The organism is Streptomyces yangpuensis, from assembly GCF_001005295.1.
GTDB classification, from domain to species: domain Bacteria; phylum Actinomycetota; class Actinomycetes; order Streptomycetales; family Streptomycetaceae; genus Streptomyces; species Streptomyces yangpuensis.
This window is the reverse complement of sequence record NZ_LBMK01000002.1, coordinates 1,539,085-1,553,847: the sequence shown is the minus strand read 5'-3', so window position 1 is coordinate 1,553,847 and position 14,763 is coordinate 1,539,085. Positions and strand designations below refer to the sequence as shown.

Annotated in this window: 17 protein-coding genes; 11 read left to right on the top strand and 6 right to left on the bottom strand. The window is 70.1% G+C overall.

Annotation, left to right across the window (positions count from 1 at the left end):
• Nucleotides 1-117 precede the first annotated feature (117 nt).
• From AAT21_RS12160 to AAT21_RS38835, 4 genes are all read left to right on the top strand, one after another.
• Nucleotides 118-1,455: a hypothetical protein gene (locus AAT21_RS12160; RefSeq protein WP_046776632.1), complete on the top strand. Its 1,338-nt coding sequence runs from the start codon at nucleotides 118-120 to the stop codon at nucleotides 1,453-1,455.
• 290 nt (nucleotides 1,456-1,745) lie between these two features.
• On the top strand, nucleotides 1,746-2,054 hold the full coding sequence (locus tag AAT21_RS37420; RefSeq protein WP_157879667.1) for a hypothetical protein: 309 nt from the start codon (nucleotides 1,746-1,748) through the stop codon (nucleotides 2,052-2,054).
• 64 nt (nucleotides 2,055-2,118) lie between these two features.
• Entirely contained in the window at nucleotides 2,119-2,562 is a 444-nt protein-coding gene (locus AAT21_RS12155) for a hypothetical protein (protein WP_235438759.1), read from the top strand.
• 4 nt (nucleotides 2,563-2,566) lie between these two features.
• The gene (locus tag AAT21_RS38835) at nucleotides 2,567-3,211 is read left to right on the top strand and encodes a hypothetical protein (protein WP_235438758.1); all 645 of its coding nucleotides are present in this window, start codon (nucleotides 2,567-2,569) and stop codon (nucleotides 3,209-3,211) included.
• Between the two features lie 322 nt (nucleotides 3,212-3,533).
• Here AAT21_RS38835 and AAT21_RS12145 read toward each other — a convergent pair whose 3' ends face one another.
• Nucleotides 3,534-4,781 carry an MFS transporter gene (locus AAT21_RS12145; RefSeq protein ID WP_046776630.1) on the bottom strand — a complete coding sequence of 416 codons (1,248 nt, stop codon included), beginning with the start codon at nucleotides 4,779-4,781 and terminating at the stop codon, nucleotides 3,534-3,536.
• A gap of 1 nt (nucleotide 4,782) precedes the next feature.
• Entirely contained in the window at nucleotides 4,783-6,153 is a 1,371-nt protein-coding gene (locus AAT21_RS12140) for an NAD(P)-binding domain-containing protein (protein ID WP_046776629.1), read from the bottom strand.
• A 368-nt stretch (nucleotides 6,154-6,521) separates the two neighbouring features.
• Between AAT21_RS12140 and AAT21_RS12135 the strand changes: the two genes are divergently transcribed.
• From AAT21_RS12135 to AAT21_RS12120, 4 genes are all read left to right on the top strand, one after another.
• Entirely contained in the window at nucleotides 6,522-7,580 is a 1,059-nt protein-coding gene (locus AAT21_RS12135; protein ID WP_046776628.1) for a flavin-containing monooxygenase, read from the top strand.
• Nucleotides 7,581-7,621: 41 nt separating this feature from the next.
• Nucleotides 7,622-7,990 carry an ArsR/SmtB family transcription factor gene (locus AAT21_RS12130; RefSeq protein WP_046776627.1) on the top strand — a complete coding sequence of 123 codons (369 nt, stop codon included), beginning with the start codon at nucleotides 7,622-7,624 and terminating at the stop codon, nucleotides 7,988-7,990.
• Between the two features lie 5 nt (nucleotides 7,991-7,995).
• Complete coding sequence (locus AAT21_RS12125; RefSeq protein ID WP_046777296.1) at nucleotides 7,996-8,484, top strand: GNAT family N-acetyltransferase; 489 nt, start codon at nucleotides 7,996-7,998, stop codon at nucleotides 8,482-8,484.
• 175 nt (nucleotides 8,485-8,659) lie between these two features.
• Nucleotides 8,660-9,475, top strand: coding sequence for a sulfite exporter TauE/SafE family protein (locus tag AAT21_RS12120; protein ID WP_046777295.1), 816 nt, complete (start codon nucleotides 8,660-8,662; stop codon nucleotides 9,473-9,475).
• A 52-nt stretch (nucleotides 9,476-9,527) separates the two neighbouring features.
• Here the strand turns inward: AAT21_RS12120 and AAT21_RS12115 are convergent, their stop codons facing one another.
• Genes AAT21_RS12115 through AAT21_RS12105 form a run of 3 tightly spaced genes read right to left on the bottom strand, consistent with a single transcriptional unit; the run spans nucleotide 9,528 to nucleotide 11,732 of the window.
• A complete protein-coding gene (locus tag AAT21_RS12115; RefSeq protein ID WP_046776626.1) occupies nucleotides 9,528-10,586 on the bottom strand; it encodes an ArsO family NAD(P)H-dependent flavin-containing monooxygenase in 1,059 nt (352 codons plus the stop codon).
• Nucleotides 10,583-11,377 (bottom strand): aquaporin, encoded by a 795-nt coding sequence (locus AAT21_RS12110; protein WP_046776625.1) that lies wholly within the window; start codon nucleotides 11,375-11,377, stop codon nucleotides 10,583-10,585. The genes AAT21_RS12115 and AAT21_RS12110 overlap by 4 nt, the downstream gene beginning before the upstream one ends.
• Before the next feature lie 40 nt (nucleotides 11,378-11,417).
• Nucleotides 11,418-11,732, bottom strand: a complete 315-nt coding sequence (locus AAT21_RS12105) for an ArsR/SmtB family transcription factor (protein ID WP_046776624.1) — start codon at nucleotides 11,730-11,732, stop codon at nucleotides 11,418-11,420.
• A 76-nt stretch (nucleotides 11,733-11,808) separates the two neighbouring features.
• Between AAT21_RS12105 and AAT21_RS12100 the strand changes: the two genes are divergently transcribed.
• The 3 genes from AAT21_RS12100 to trxB are packed head-to-tail and all read left to right on the top strand — an operon-like array spanning nucleotide 11,809 to nucleotide 13,908.
• Nucleotides 11,809-12,438 carry an arsenate-mycothiol transferase ArsC gene (locus AAT21_RS12100; protein WP_046776623.1) on the top strand — a complete coding sequence of 210 codons (630 nt, stop codon included), beginning with the start codon at nucleotides 11,809-11,811 and terminating at the stop codon, nucleotides 12,436-12,438.
• Between the two features lie 47 nt (nucleotides 12,439-12,485).
• Complete coding sequence (locus AAT21_RS12095; RefSeq protein ID WP_046776622.1) at nucleotides 12,486-12,905, top strand: arsenate reductase ArsC; 420 nt, start codon at nucleotides 12,486-12,488, stop codon at nucleotides 12,903-12,905.
• A 10-nt stretch (nucleotides 12,906-12,915) separates the two neighbouring features.
• Nucleotides 12,916-13,908, top strand: a complete 993-nt coding sequence (gene trxB, locus AAT21_RS12090) for a thioredoxin-disulfide reductase (protein ID WP_046776621.1) — start codon at nucleotides 12,916-12,918, stop codon at nucleotides 13,906-13,908.
• Between the two features lie 152 nt (nucleotides 13,909-14,060).
• Here trxB and AAT21_RS12085 read toward each other — a convergent pair whose 3' ends face one another.
• Nucleotides 14,061-14,612 (bottom strand): DUF5994 family protein, encoded by a 552-nt coding sequence (locus AAT21_RS12085; RefSeq protein ID WP_046776620.1) that lies wholly within the window; start codon nucleotides 14,610-14,612, stop codon nucleotides 14,061-14,063.
• Between the last annotated feature and the right edge of the window lie 151 nt (nucleotides 14,613-14,763).

Below are 14,763 nucleotides of genomic sequence, written 5' to 3'. Positions count from 1 at the left end.
ACCAGGGTGGGGCCGACGCCGACGATGTGCGCGCTTACGCCCTTCATGCGCCCCTGCTCACCCACGTAGCTTGCGACGTCGGCCTGTACCACCCGTACGAACGTAGGGGGAAGCAGCTTGAAGCGAGCAGACGTGCTGAGGGATCTCGCGCAGCCGTGGAACGTGGCCGTTCACTCGACATCGGACCTCGCGGGCAGCGTCGCCAAGGCTGCGACCGCAGACGACAAGGCCAAGCGGGAGAAGAACCAGGCCCCTCTGCGCCGCAAACCAGAGCTTCGGCCGCTGCCCGTGAAGTCACTCAGTCTGTCGCTCCAACTGACTCCATGGGACGTACTCCACGCCCTGGGCCGGGCCAACGTCCTCGCCCGCCAAGGCGCAGGGCGAGGACTTGCCGAGCACTGGGCCAGCCTGAAGTACTGCCAGGCCCTCACCGGCAACGACGGGCGCTACATGGCACTGTCCAGCGAGGGCCGTAACCCCAGGCGCCACTACGCGGCCACACAGTCGGGCGAGCTCGGCATCGGTTTCGCCCTGGCCCTCGCCCGGCGCGTACTCGCCGCTCAGTACCCGGATCACTCGGTCTCGGTCATCGACGCCGAGATAGCCATGCGGGCCGGCTGGGAGCTGACCGGCAGGGAGGCGGGACGCAGCAGTGCCCCGCGCCGGCCGGGCTTCTTCCTGGAGGTGTGGAAGCCGGGCGAGCCGTCCCGGGTCATGCCGGTCACCTGCAAGGGCACGCACGGCAACGCCGCCCAGGTCCACAAGCAGCTGGCCACCGCCTCCGCCGACGTGGAAGGCATCCACATCGGCGCGTATAACGAGACACCGGCCTTCGTCTTCGGCACCACGCTCCCCAAGAAGAGCGAGAGCATCACGCTCTACCTGCTCCACGCCCCAGGCGACGGCACCCTGGCAGATGCGAAGGACCTCTATCTCGACCCTCCCGTCGAGGACCGCAGCATCCGGCCCGGCATCGACGCCCCGACCAATCCGAACGAGGAACCACCGGTCGGCTACCACGTGCGTCCCGAGGAGTGCGGCTGGTTCGGCCGAGTCCTCGCCCAGGCGGATGCCGCCGGCCTGATGGCCTTCACCGGAGGTGGCGAACCCACCGCCCGGTACCTCACCAAGCGCCAGGGCAAAGGCCACTTCGAGACGTTCACCCACGCCGGCACCGGCATCGTCCAAGACGTCACCCACACCATCCACGGCAGGAAGTTCGTGGGCACCGATCATGTCTTCCGCCTCAACGGCGTCCGGGTGGAGGCCTTCTCCGGTCTGGCGGAGAACCTCTTCGACCACCTCCGGGACGGCAGGGTCGACCAGTACCGCCACGAGACCAACGCCCTCCGCGACACCTGGCCCACCGACCCCTGGGACGCCAAGTGGCGCGGCCCCGTCTCCATCCACCCCGACGGCACCGTCATGGCCCTGCGCCGCCTCCGCCTCCGCTGATCACCACTCCTGTCAGGCCTTCGGGGAGCCGGACAGCTCCCCCAAGCCTTCGAACGGCTAACGCGTGGATACACGGGCCAACGGGCGCCCTGCCGGGCGCCAACAGCTCTGCGAGCGAAGAGGGCCAAACGTGGATGGCTTCCGGCCATTATTGTCCGGACGCAGTGAGACACAGCCGGACGCAGGCGGACACAGCCGGACGCAGTGAGACGGCTTCTGCGGCGTTCCGCCTGGCCGGTCTGCGTCTGCCTCTCGTTTTGACGGGACCGTGCTGCGCAACACTTCACGTCATGCAGAGCTTTCAGCAGAGGAAAGCCGTGGGAGACGCCCACGAGCAGCGCATCGCCCAGGAACTGACTGGTCGGCTTCGGCGGCTGGTCTGCCTTGCCGTCGGCCGCATGGCGACCAGGGCAGCGGTCGGCGCGGTCCTGTGCCCGTCGCTGGTCCGATCGGTGACGGGTTCACCGTCGGGCAAGGAGCGAGCCGAGCGCAAGATCTCCTCAATGGAGCGGCAGCTGACGCAGTTCGGCACACCGGTCCAGTACGGTCCGCGACTGGCTGGCCGATCACGCCGACAAGAGGGCCCATATGACAAATAGCCGGATGGAGTGAAAACTACGTAAGCAACTTACCGGCCTTTTCGGCGCATGCAACGGTCACGGCATGAAGAGTATCGCGACACTCATGACACCTATCGCCGTAACGGCTTTACTCCTCGCGGGCTTCGCCACGCCCGTCCACGCGGGCCCTTACTGGGAGAAGACCGTCAAGTGCAATGCGACCGATCCGGACGGCCGGAAGATCCCCACGCGCGTCGGCAACGGCGAACTGGGTTGGAACCACTTCACCGGTGCACACAACATCAGAAAGTGCGCGCTGGTCAACATCCCGCTCCAAGGCAACGTCGACAAGTTGGACGGTGCCAACATCCAGTACTGGGGCTGGGCCTCCAACCGGGCGCACGGACGTGTGAAGCTCATCGTCAAGGTGCGGTACGCGCGCAAGACGGTGGACAAGAGGTACGACGCGGGGCCCGGGAACGTAATCGGTGTAATCACCGCGTACTGCAACGGTATGCCGAAGTGCCCGAACTGGGTGAATGAGTGATTCGGTGAGCGAAGACGAGCACGAGATCGAAGACCTTCAGGTGGAAGTGGCCGCCCTTCTGCTGGACTACGTCTACGCGCCGCTGCTGGAGGACCAGCATGTACGGGGAGTCCTGCCCGCTCCGTCCGGGGCCCCGGCCGTTCGGGTCGCCCTCGGCGACGGGGGCGAATGCGATCCCGCCCGCCTGACGGCGTACGAGATCCCCCTCGGTTCCGGTGTGGAATTGCGCACCCCGCACGACGTCGTCGCCCTGCTCCGCGCGGTACACACCGGAACACATATCTACCCCTCGGACAGGGTCACGTCCGTCATGGGAATGGACCTCTACCTCGTCGACCCGACCCAGCTGAAAGAAGCACCCTTCACCACGGACGACTGGGCTGCCACCCTCCTGCGATGCCTGGCCCGTCCGTCCGAGGAACAGCCCCCGGTAAGGCTGCGCGGATTCCTGTTCCGAGAAGGAGGTCTTCTGCGCCTCTACATGGACAGCGACGAGGCATCCGGCGTGATCGCCGCCGATGTCCAGCCGGGCGGTGCACTGACCGCGCTCCTCGCCGCACTTCCCTCACTGCTCGGCGAGGAGTGGCGGACATCTGATGGCGCGGACGACCCGCACTGCCGGTACCTGGTGGATCTCACCCGCTGGTGACATGTCCAGGAGCCGAGGCCGGCAGCTTCCGGTCCGGTCGGGATGTCACCAGTTCGCTCCATGTCACGACGCCGGAGGCCCGCATGAGGAGGACATGCTCCCCGGCCCATGCTGACCGGATGCTGACTTAGCTGACGGTACATCAGGCACCTGGGGGTGGCGGCGACGGGCTTCCCAGGAGCCCTCCCGGACCAATCACGGACCAGATCTCCTCAGTGCGGACTCGATCAGGTCTCGGGAAGCCTGTCCGTATACAGCGGAGGAGCGGACAAGGAGTCCCCCGTATCGGGGGCACCCGCCTGTGGTGTCCCAGGTGTCGATCTCAGCTCTTGCCAGCGGAGATTGTCACCTCGCCCTCGGGGTGGTGCGTGCGGGCTCCGAGGGCCGTGACGGCAGCGGTGACCGCCAGCGCGGCAAGCGAGGCGAACAGGGCGGGGTAGCCGCCGAGCGGGCCGGCCAGGACTGCGCCCGCGAAGGGGGCTAGGGCAGCGGCCGCGTGGGCCGGTGCTCCGAGGAGACCGGAGAGGCGGCCGTAGTGGGTGGTGCCCCAGCGGTCGGTGACGGCGGTGGCCTGCAGGAGGGTGAGGTTCCCTCGGATCACCCCGGCGAGGACGGAGACGGCGACGAGTAGGGCATACGGGCCAGCCACGGCGGCGAGGGCCGCGGTGGTGAGGGCGCCGAGGGCAATCAGAGTGACGGTGCGGGCGGTGACGCCGAGGTGGCGGGCGAGGGTGGCGTACAGGGTGCGGCCGAGGGTCTGGCCGGCGCCGCCGAGGCCGAGGGCCCATGCGGCCTGGGTGGTGGTGTAGCCGCGTTCGATCAGGAGAGGGACGAGGCCGATGACGACGGCGTACATCGCGAACGCGGACAAGGTGAAGGTGACGGCCAGCATCCAGAACGCCCTGCTGCGCACGACCTGTTCGTGCCCGCCGCTGACGTGCGGCGGGTTCGGCGGGGCCGGCGGCCAGGGCGCCTTCAGGGCGAACGCGTGGGCCGGGATGGTCAGGACGGCGAGGATGCCGGCGAGCACGGTGTAGGTGGCGCGCCAGGACATGTGGTCGGCGAGGATCGCGGTCAGGGGGGCGAAGACCGTGGAGGCGAGTCCGCCGGCGAGGGTGACGATGGTGAGGGCGCGGACGTGGTCGGGGGCCCACCAGCGGGTGAGGGCGGCGAAGGCCGGCTGGTAGAAGATGGCGGCCATCGCTGTTCCGGCGAGCAGCCATCCGGCGAAGAAGACAGCCATGTTGGGGGCCGCGGCTATCAGCAGCAGACTCAGGGCGCCGAGGACGGAACCTGCGGTCATGACCAGGCGAGGTCCTCGGTGGTCCAGGACGCGGCCGACGTAGATCCCCGCTATGGCGGAGACGACGAGGGCGGCGGAGAACGCCGCGGTGGTAGCGCCCGCGCTCCATCCGGTGTCCGCGGTGATGGCGGGATTGAGGACCGGGAAGGCGTAGTAAACGATGCCCCAGCTGGTGATCTGGGTGAGGCAGAAGGCGGGCAGGACGGCGCGTGGCCGCGACCGGACCCCCGTCCCGGTCACGGCCACGCCGCTTTGAAGGTCGCTCACCTCAGCAGCCGCCGGAGGGTGCGGGTGCGGGTGCGGCGCCGATGGTGAGGGTGGCCGGGGCGGCGCAGCAGCCGCCGCCGGTCTCCTCCGCAGCCTCCGGCTCGTCGAAGAGGCCGGCGCCGCCGCACACCCCGGTTTCGGGGAGGGTGAGTTCGACGCGCTCGGCCGCTTCCTGGTCGCCGGCGAGGTGGGCGGCGATGGAGCGGACCTGCTCGTAGCCGGTCATGGCCAGGAAGGTGGGAGCGCGGCCGTAGGACTTCATGCCGACGAGGTAGACGTCCGTCTCCGGGTGGGAGAGCTCGTTCACCCCGTGGGGGTAGACGGTGCCGCAGGAGTGCTGGTTCGGGTCGATCAGCGGAGCGAGCTCGACCGGGGCCTGGAGGCGCTCGTCGAGGCCGAGGCGCAGCTCGTCCAGGAACGACAGGTCGGGGCGGAAGCCGGTCAGGACGATGACCTCGTCCACCGCGTCCAAGCGGTGGCCGTCCTCCCCGACGAGGACCAGGCGACCGTCACCGTCCCGCTCGAAGGCCTCGGTGCGGAAGCCGGTGACCGCGTCCGCGTACCCGCCGTCGACCGCTGCCTTCGCCGCGAGACCGAGGGCGCCGCGGGCGGGCAGCTGGTCGGCCTCGCCGCCGCCGAAGGTCGAGCCGGAGATCCCGCGGCGCAGGATCCACACCGCGTGCGTGCCCTGGCCGTCGTCGGACTTGGCGAGATCGGCGAGGTAGGCGAGGGCGGTGAAGGCGGAGGCGCCGGAGCCGATGACCGCAGTGCGCTTCCCGGAGTAGCGGGCGCGGACGGCGGGGTCCTTCAGGTCCGGAACCCGGTAGGTGATGCGGTCGGCGGAGGCCTTCTCACCGAGGGCTGCCAGGCCGCTGCCGCCGGCGGGGCTGGGGGTGAACCAGGTGCCCGAGGCGTCGATGACCGCACGAGCGAAAACCCGCTGCTCGCGGCCGTCGGCGTTCTCGTAGTGGACGACGAAGGGCTGGGCCTCGCGGTCGGCGTCGACGATGCGGTCGCGGCCTGTGCGGGAGACGCCGGTGACGCGGGCGTCGTAGCGGACCTGCTCGCCGAGGACGTCGGCCAGCGGCTGGAGGTACCGCTCGGCCCAGTCCCCGCCGGAGGGGTAGGTGTCCTCTGCGGGCTTGACCCAGCCGGTCGGGGCCAAGAGCTTCTCGGCGGCCGGGTCGACGACCTCGCCCCAGCGGGAGAAGAGTCGTACGTGGGCCCACTCGCGGACCGCGGATCCGGCGGTGGTCCCGGCTTCCAGGACGAGCGGTTCGATGCCGCGGTCGACGAGGTGGGCGGCGGCCGCGAGTCCGGCGGGGCCGGCCCCGATGACGACGACGGGCAGCTCAGTGGTGTTCTCGCTCATGACAGGTCTCCGGGTCTTCGTGCAGGCAGGCGGGGTGGGCGGTGACTTCAGGTGGTCAGCAGCAGCCGGCGCCGGTAGCAACGGCCTCGCGCTTGGACTGGGGGTCGCAGCAGGCTCCGGCAGATTCCGCGCCCTCGCTGGTGCCACAGCACGGAGAGGACTCGGCAGCAGCCGCCTCCGCCGTGGGCGCGGCCGGGGCGGCGTTACAGCAGGAAGCCGCCGTCTCGGCGTGGTTCGGGCTGGGGTTGACCGACTCGTTCATGACGACTCCCTGGTGTTTCGACGTATGTCTATGGCTTGCGTGATCAGCATGGCACCTGTTTCGATAGACGTCAACATAGACATTCATCTAATTCTCGGGAGCTGCTGTGGAGCACGTGGAAGCTGTCGTCATCGGAGGCGGGCAGTCGGGGCTGGCGTCCGCAGACGCCCTGGTCCGGGCGGGGCTGAAGCCGGTGGTACTGGAGGCGTCGGACCGGGCGGCGGGATCGTGGCCGCACTACTACGACAGCCTGACCCTGTTCTCCCCGTCCCGGTTCAGCGCACTGCCCGGTGTGCCGTTCGGCGGGGATCCGGACCGCTACCCGCACCGGGACGAGGTCGTCGCCTACCTGACCAGGTACGCCGATCGCCTGTCGGCCGACATCCGCACCGGGCAGCGGGTGGCCGCAGTCCGGGCCGAGGGCGGAGGATTCATCGTTGAGCTGGAATGCGGCACGCTGCTGTCGGCCCGGGCGGTGGTCGCCGCCTCGGGCAGCTTCGGCCGCCCCCACCGCCCGGACCTGCCGGGCCTGGAGACCTTTGCCGGGCAGGTCCTGCATGCCGCTGACTACCGCAGCCCGGCTCCCTTTGCCGGGCAGCGCGTCGTGGTGGTCGGGGCAGGGAACTCCGCAGTGCAGATAGCCGCCGAGCTCGCCCGGGAAAGCCGGACCACACTGGCCACGCGGGCGCCGGTGAAGTTCGCCCGCCAGCACCTGCTGGGGAAGGATCTGCACTTCTGGCTCACCCGCACCGGTCTCGACACCGCACCGCTCGGGCGCCTGTTGCGGACCCCGCCCGCCCAGCCGGTCCTGGACGACGGCCGCTACCGCGCCGCCCTGGCGGCCGGCAGCCCTGACCGGCGCCCGATGTTCCAGCGCCTGGACGGCGACGAAGTCACATGGGCCGACGGCGCCACCGAGAGGCTGGATGCGCTGATCCTGGCCACTGGCTACCGCCCGGATCTGCCGTACCTGGCCGGTCTCGGCGGCGCCCTCGACACCTCCGGCCGGCCCCGGCACCGGGACGGCGCTTCACCCGCACACCCGGGCCTGGCTCTCGTCGGCCTGGAGTGGCAGCGCAGCCTGTCTTCGAACTCCCTGCGAGGCGTCGGCCGGGACTCCGAGCGGGCGGCCCGCCGCCTGGCCGCCTACCTGGCCCGCGCGTGAGACCTCTGTCACTCTAGTTCGACATGTGTCAACATAGACGTATGTCGAATGCGAAGGTACTGCCGCTCCTGGAGCCCGAGGCCGTCGCGCCCTGCTGCCCGCCGCTGAACGAGCGCCCCATGTCGGCGGACGAGGCCGAGGTCGCGGCGAAGATGTTCAAGGCCCTGGGTGACCCCGTGCGCCTGCGCCTCTTCTCCGCCGTCGCCTCCCACGAGGGCGGCGAGGCCTGCGTGTGCGACATCTCCGACGTCGGCGTCTCCCAGCCCACCGTCTCCCACCACCTCAAGAAGCTCAAGGAAGCCGGCCTGCTGTCCTCCGAACGGCGCGGGACCTGGGTCTACTACCGGGTCGAGCCGTCCGTTCTCGCCGCCATGGGCGCGCTGCTGTCCGGCGCGGCGAAGGCCGCGTGACCGGGATGCGGATCGAGGTACTCCTCCCGGAGCACGCCGAACAGGTACTGGGTATCTACCAGGCTGGCATCGACGAGGGCAACGCCACGTTCGAGACCCATGCCCCCGACTGGGCCGCCTTCGACAAGGCCAAGCTGCCCGGCCACCGCTTCGTCGCCCTCGACGACGGCGGCCGGGTGCTGGGCTGGGTCGCTGCGAGCACGGTCTCTGACCGGTGTGCGTACGCGGGTGTGGTCGAGCACTCCGTGTACGTCCACCCCGAAGCCCGCGGCCTCGGTGTCGCCCGCGCCCTCTTGGATGCGCTGATCGCTTCCACGGAGGCGGCGGGGGTCTGGACGATCCAGTCAGGGATTTTTCCCGAGAACACCGTCAGTCTCGCCCTGCACGCGCGCGCCGGGTTCCGGATCATCGGCACCCGCGAACGGATCGGCCGCCACCATGGGGTCTGGCGGGACGTGATCCTGCTGGAGCGCCGCAGCCCCGTCCTGACGTAGACGGCTCACGCAGGCACAGGTGGGTCAGGCAGCGCCGAGGGCTGCGGGTGCCGGGCAGGGCTGAGGGATCTACGGCTCGGATGTCTCGACGAGTCCCGTTCCGCCAGCCGGTGGCATTCCCCGAAGCTGTGGCCTGGGCGTAGCGGGAGGGTCGGTGACCAGCGAGGATGCCGTGATGCGTACCGAACCGAGCCTCGACAGCCTCCGCCCGACACACACAGCACCCGCGGTGTTCGCGGCAGGCTCGGCGATCGGTGTTCTGGGCGGGATGATCGGGCTGGGCGGCGCCGAGTTCCGCCTGCCGCTGCTGATCGGCCTCTTCGGCTTCGCCGCCCTCTCGGCGGTCATCCTGAACAAGGCGATGAGCCTGGTCGTCGTCCTGGTCGCGCTCCCCGCCCGGCTGGCCGCGGTCCCGGCCGCCGAGGTGGCCGCCCGCTGGCCCGTCGCGGCCAACCTCCTGGCCGGCAGCCTGCTTGGCGCGTGGGCCGGAGCCTCCTGGGCCGTCCGGATGCGCTCCGCCAACCTCTACAAGGTCCTCGCCGCGCTGATGGTGCTGATGGCGGCCGCCCTGGTCCTCACGCACACCACCACCCTGGGCACACTCGACCTGCCGCTGTGGGCACAGATTCCCGCCGGGATCGCGGCCGGCTTCGGCATCGGCGTGGTCGCGGCCATCATGGGCGTCGCCGGCGGAGAACTGCTGATCCCGACGATCGTGCTGCTCTTCGGACAGGACATCAAGACCGCCGGCAGCCTCTCCCTGCTGGTGTCCCTGCCGACCATGCTCGTCGCGTTCGCCCGCTACAGCCGCGACGGCAGCTTCGCCGTCCTGGGTGCCAACCTCCGGTTCACCACGATCATGGCTGCGGGCTCGATCGCCGGCGCGGTCTTGGGCGGCTTGCTCCTCGGAGTGTTCCCGGACCTGGTCCTGATCCCCGCGCTGGCCGTGATGCTTCTCGTGTCCGCGTACAAGCTGGCCCGGCACGACTGACGTCATCGGAGCTCTCAGTACCTCTCACCCCCCGCTGAGTCGGGGGTGAGAGTCAGGTCAGCAGGTCGCGGATCTGCCTGGCTGCGTCGCGTGCGGGGCGACCGACGCCGATGAGGGTGGCGGAGGCGGGGCCGGTCCAGTCGCCGTAGCCGAGCAGGTGCAGGCGCGGTTCGTCCACCGCTCCGGTGCCGACGGTGGCGATGTGCCCTCGGGTGCCGCGCAGGCGGAGGGCGGCGAAGGGGGCAAGAGCGGGCCGGAAGCCGGTGCACCAGATGATCGCGTCGACTTCCGTGACAGTGCCATCGACCCACTGAACGCCGGAGGCGGTGAGACGGCTGAACATCGGCTTCGCGGCCAGGAATCCGGCGTCGCGGGCCGCTCGTACGGGCGGGACGGCGACGATGTCGCCGAGGGAGGCGACGCCGCCGGTGTCGGCGCGGCCTTCGTCCAGGGCGCGGCGGCGCGCAGTGGCGTGGTCGAAGAGGGCGCGGCCGTCGATGTCGTCGGCGAGGTAGCGGGGCGGACGCTGGGTGACCCAGGTCAGGTCGACGTCGGCACGGGCGAGGTCGGCTGCGATCTGCGCGCCGGAGTTGCCGCCACCGACGACGATGACCCGCTCTCCGGTGAACTCTGCGGGGCTCTGGTACTGGACGGTGTGGAGCTGGCGGCCGGTGTACTCCCGACGGCCGGGAACCGCCGGGAGGAAGGGGCGGGTCCAGGTGCCGGTGGCGCTGACGACCGCGCGAGCCTGCCAGTCGCCGCTGTCCGTCGCAACCCGCAGGAAGGCGCCTTGGCGGTGGACCGCTTCCACCCACACCCCGCGTTGCACGGGCAGGTCGTACCGCTTCTCGTAGTCGGCGAGGTAGTCGACGACATGCTGCGCGTCGGGGTAGGTCTGGCCGGGCTGCACCGGCATGAGCCGACCGGGCAGGGACGAGTACTCCGCCGGGGAGAACAGGCGCAGGGAGTCCCATGTGTGCTGCCAGGCTCCGCCAGGGGCCGTCTGGGCGTCGAGGATGACGTGCTCGATGCCGAGTCGGCGCAGGTGGTAGCCGGCGGCGAGCCCGGACTGGCCGCCGCCGATCACCACCACATCCGCGCGCTGTGTCATGCCGAAAGCGTCCCGGAGTCCGTCTTGCCGCGCATGAAGATGACCGCCACCAGGGCAAGGCCCACCACGGCGCCGATCAGCTGCATGGCGATGAAGCCGGGCACCGAGGCTGGGGCGATGCCCGCGAAGGTGTCGGTGAAGGCGCGGCCGATGGTGACGGCCGGGTTGGCGAAGGAGGTGGAGGAGGTGAACCAGTACGCGGCGCCGATGTACGAGGCGACGGCGACGGGCGCGAAGCGCAGGCGGTCGGTGCGTGCGAGGCCGAAGATCAACAGGATCAGGCCTGCGGTGGCGACGACCTCGCCGAGGAGGAGGTTGCCGGCGGAGCGGTCGTGCTGCGACCACTTCACGAGCGGCTCACCGAACATCGCGTCCGCGAGGATCGCACCCGCGATCGCGCCGGCGATCTGCGAGGGGACGTAGACGGCGAGCTCGCGGGTGTTGACGCCGGCGCCGCCGCGGCGGGCGGTCCACCACTCGGCCAACGTGACGGCCGGGTTGAAGTGGGCGCCGGAGACCGGGCCGAGGAGGGCGATCAGGACGCCGAGGCCGAAGACGGTGGCGGTGGAGTTGGCCAGGAGCTGGAGGGCTACGTCGTCGGTGAGCTTGGTGGCCTGGATGCCGGAGCCGACCACGATCGCGACCAGGGCGGCGGTCCCGACCAGCTCGGCCGCCGCGCGGGCGATCAGCGGGGTACGGGGCGGAGTCGCGCCGGGCGCGGGCTGCGGCGACGTGGCGGCAGCTATGCCGCTCTCCACTTCGGGGGCGGCAACGGGCTCGGTGGCGGTCAAGGCAGGTTCTCCTCGGGCAGGTGAGGCAAAGCGCGGAGGGCTATGGACAGGACCGCTTGAGGTTCGCTTCTGCGGTGGCTCGCGCGGTCTGGGCGAGGTCGGCGAACTGACCGGCGAGGGCTTCGATGACTTCCGGGCGCAGGCGGTAGTAGATGTACCTTCCGCATGGCTCCGTCTCGACGACCCCGGCCTCGCGCAGCACCTTCAGGTGGTTGGAGAGGTTCGTCTGCTTGGCGCCCGTTTCCTCCACGAGGTGGGTGGTGCAGAGCGTCTCGCGGGCGAGCAGGGTCACGATCTGGAGCCTGAGCGGGTCGGCCAGAACCCGGATCAGATCAGTGTCGACTGACGTCATCATGGACTGATACTGTCACATCAGTTGGGGCTGACACCAGCCCGAGCTGATCCTATTGGCTCCTTTGAACGGGATCGCCATGCCCTTGCCTTCCTCGCCCCTCCTGCCGGACGAACGCCTGGCCGCCGGGGCCGCCCGTCTCGCCACCCGGTACGCCGGCCACTTCGCTCCGGAAACCGTGCTGGGCCTGCTCGCCGACTCCTACACGCGTCTCGCCGAGCAGGCGGGCATCCGTAGGCACTTGGTCGTGCTGGCGGAACGGCTGACCGCCGACCGCCTCGACGCCCTCGCCCACGCCCGGGGGCTGACGAGCGGACCGGCTCGGGTGCTGTTCGTGTGCAGCCAGAACGCCGGCCGCTCCCAGATGGCCGCCGCCCTCCTCGCCCACCGGGCAGGCGAGCGGGTCACCGTCTCCTCCGCGGGCACCCACCCCGCAGGCGAGGTGGCGCCGCACATCGCCCAGGCACTCACCGAGGCCGGCGTGGACCTGGCCGACGCCTACCCCAAGCCGCTGACCGAAGAGGTCGTCCAAGCCGCCGACATCGTGATCACGATGGGCTGCGGCGATGCCTGCCCCGTCGTGCCCGGCCGCCGCTACCTCGACTGGCCCGTGCCCGACCCCGACGGAGCGCCGATCGCCGTCGTTCGCGACATCCGCGACGCCATCGACGCCCACATCACCGAGCTGCTCATCCTGCTCGCCCCCTGAAGCCCCACAGATCCCGACCCCAGTCCCCTCACCCCAAGGAAGAACAGATGTCCTCCGCTCCTGCCGCCTCCGTCCTGTTCGTCTGCATCCACAACGCGGGCCGCTCCCAGATGGCGGCCGGGTTCCTGCGCCACCTCGCGGGCGACCGCGTCGAGGTCCGCTCCGCCGGCTCCATGCCCGGCGAACAGATCAACCCCTCCGCCGTCGCCGCCATGGCCGAGCTGGGAATCGACATCTCCGACCAGAAGCCGAAGGTCCTCACCCCCGAGGCCGCTCAGGCCTCCGACTACATCATCACCATGGGCTGCGGCGACGCATGCCCCTACTTCCCCGGCAAGACCTACCTCGACTGGCAGCTCGAGGACCCGGCCGGCCAGGGCGTCGAAGCCGTCCGCCCCATCCGCGACGAGATCAAGGGCCTCATCGAGGGCCTGATCGCCGAAATCGACGCCAAGCCGAAGGCCTGAGGCACCTGACGTGACCGAGAGGACCCCGACCGACGACGTCCGCGACGTCATCGTCATAGGCTCCGGCCCCGCCGGATACACCGCCGCCCTCTACACCGCCCGCGCGCAGCTGAAGCCCCTGCTCTTCGGCAGCTCCATCTTCGTCGGCGGCTCCCTCACCACGACCACCGAGGTGGAGAACTTCCCCGGCTTCCCCGACGGGATCGACGGCCCGGACCTCATGGTCAACATGCGGGCCCAGGCCGAGAAGTTCGGCGCCGAGATGATCGACGACGACATCGTCTCCGTGAACCTCACCGGCGCCATCAAGGAAGTCACCGACTCCGAGGGCACCGTCCACCGCGCGAAGTCCGTGATCATCGCGACCGGCTCCGGCTACCGCAAGCTCGGCCTGCCCAAGGAGGACGAGCTCTCCGGCCGCGGCGTGTCCTGGTGCGCCACCTGCGACGGATTCTTCTTCAAGGGCCGCGACATCGTCGTGGTCGGCGGCGGCGACACCGCCATGGAAGAGGCCACCTTCCTCACCCGCTTCGCCCGCTCGGTCACCATCGTCCACCGCCGCTCCACCCTGCGCGCCTCCAAGGTCATGCAGAACCGGGCCTTCACCGACGACAAGATCTCCTTCGCCTTCGACAGCGAAATCGCCGAGATCAAGGACACGAACGGCATGCTCTCCGGCGTCGTCCTGCGCGACACCTTCACCGGAAAGCTCCGCGACCTCGACGTCACCGGCCTGTTCATCGCCATCGGACACGACCCGCGCACCGAGCTCTTCACCGGCCAGGTCGACGTCGACGACGAGGGCTACATCCAGGTCGCCTCACCCTCGACCCGCACGAACATCCCCGGCGTCTTCGCCGCCGGCGACGTCGTCGACCACACCTACCGCCAAGCCATCACGGCAGCCGGCTCCGGCTGCGCCGCGGCCCTCGACGCCGAGCGCTACCTCGCCGCCCTGAGTGACAGCACCGCGTACGTCGACATGGCGCAGGTCAACGCCTGACTGGCCGGCCCCCATCCCAGGGTGGGCGCCGGCCGGGAACCCCGCCCCCTCCGAACAGCCCGTTCAGGAGTCGCCTTCGGCTCTGCGGGATCGCGTCTGAACGTCCCACAAGTCCACGCGGCCCGTGCCGGAAGGGTGCACGGTCTGCGCCGTCACCTCCGCATGTTCCACGGCAGCGGGATCATCCGTGCTCCGACGACGGGGTGCCGACGGGGCGTCGCGGGGGTTCCGCCATCGGTCTCCCGGGCATCCTCACCGCTTCGCGCGTTTCGGATGCGGAGGCCGTTCGCGGCTTCGTCGGTCATCAGGGTGCCGACGGCCCGGACGTTGCCGGGGAGGGCGGCGGCGGTCATGAGCCGGTCTGCTGCGGTCGGCTCGGTCTCGGGCGGGATCACCAGCAGGTCGCAGCGGCCGACGGCGTAGGAGAGCAGGATCAGCTTGTCGGAATCCTGTTCCGTGAACCAGCCCACGTGCACGATGTGCCCCGCAACGAAAACCTTGTGCGGGACGACGGGCCAGCAGGTGGGGTTCACCACGACGCGTGTGATGCGTCCGAAGCGGCCCTCCAGCGCCTCGACCAGCGACGGAAGCTCAGCTGCGAGATCGCGGGACCTGGGCCACCACGCGCCGTCCAACAGGCCGGCGAGGACGGTCTTCGGTGTCAGGGTCAAACGTGCGGAGAACAGGGAAGCGGTAGTGGTCATGATCGCGGACTCGTTCCCGGACCGCCCTGCCGGGCGGAGCAATGTCTTGATCGCCGGAAACGACGTCCGCGTGGGCGCGGGTGCACGAGTTACTCCCGGTAATCTCAGCTTACTCCGCGGCAGGGTCAGACGAGAGGTTTCGAGAGTCGGC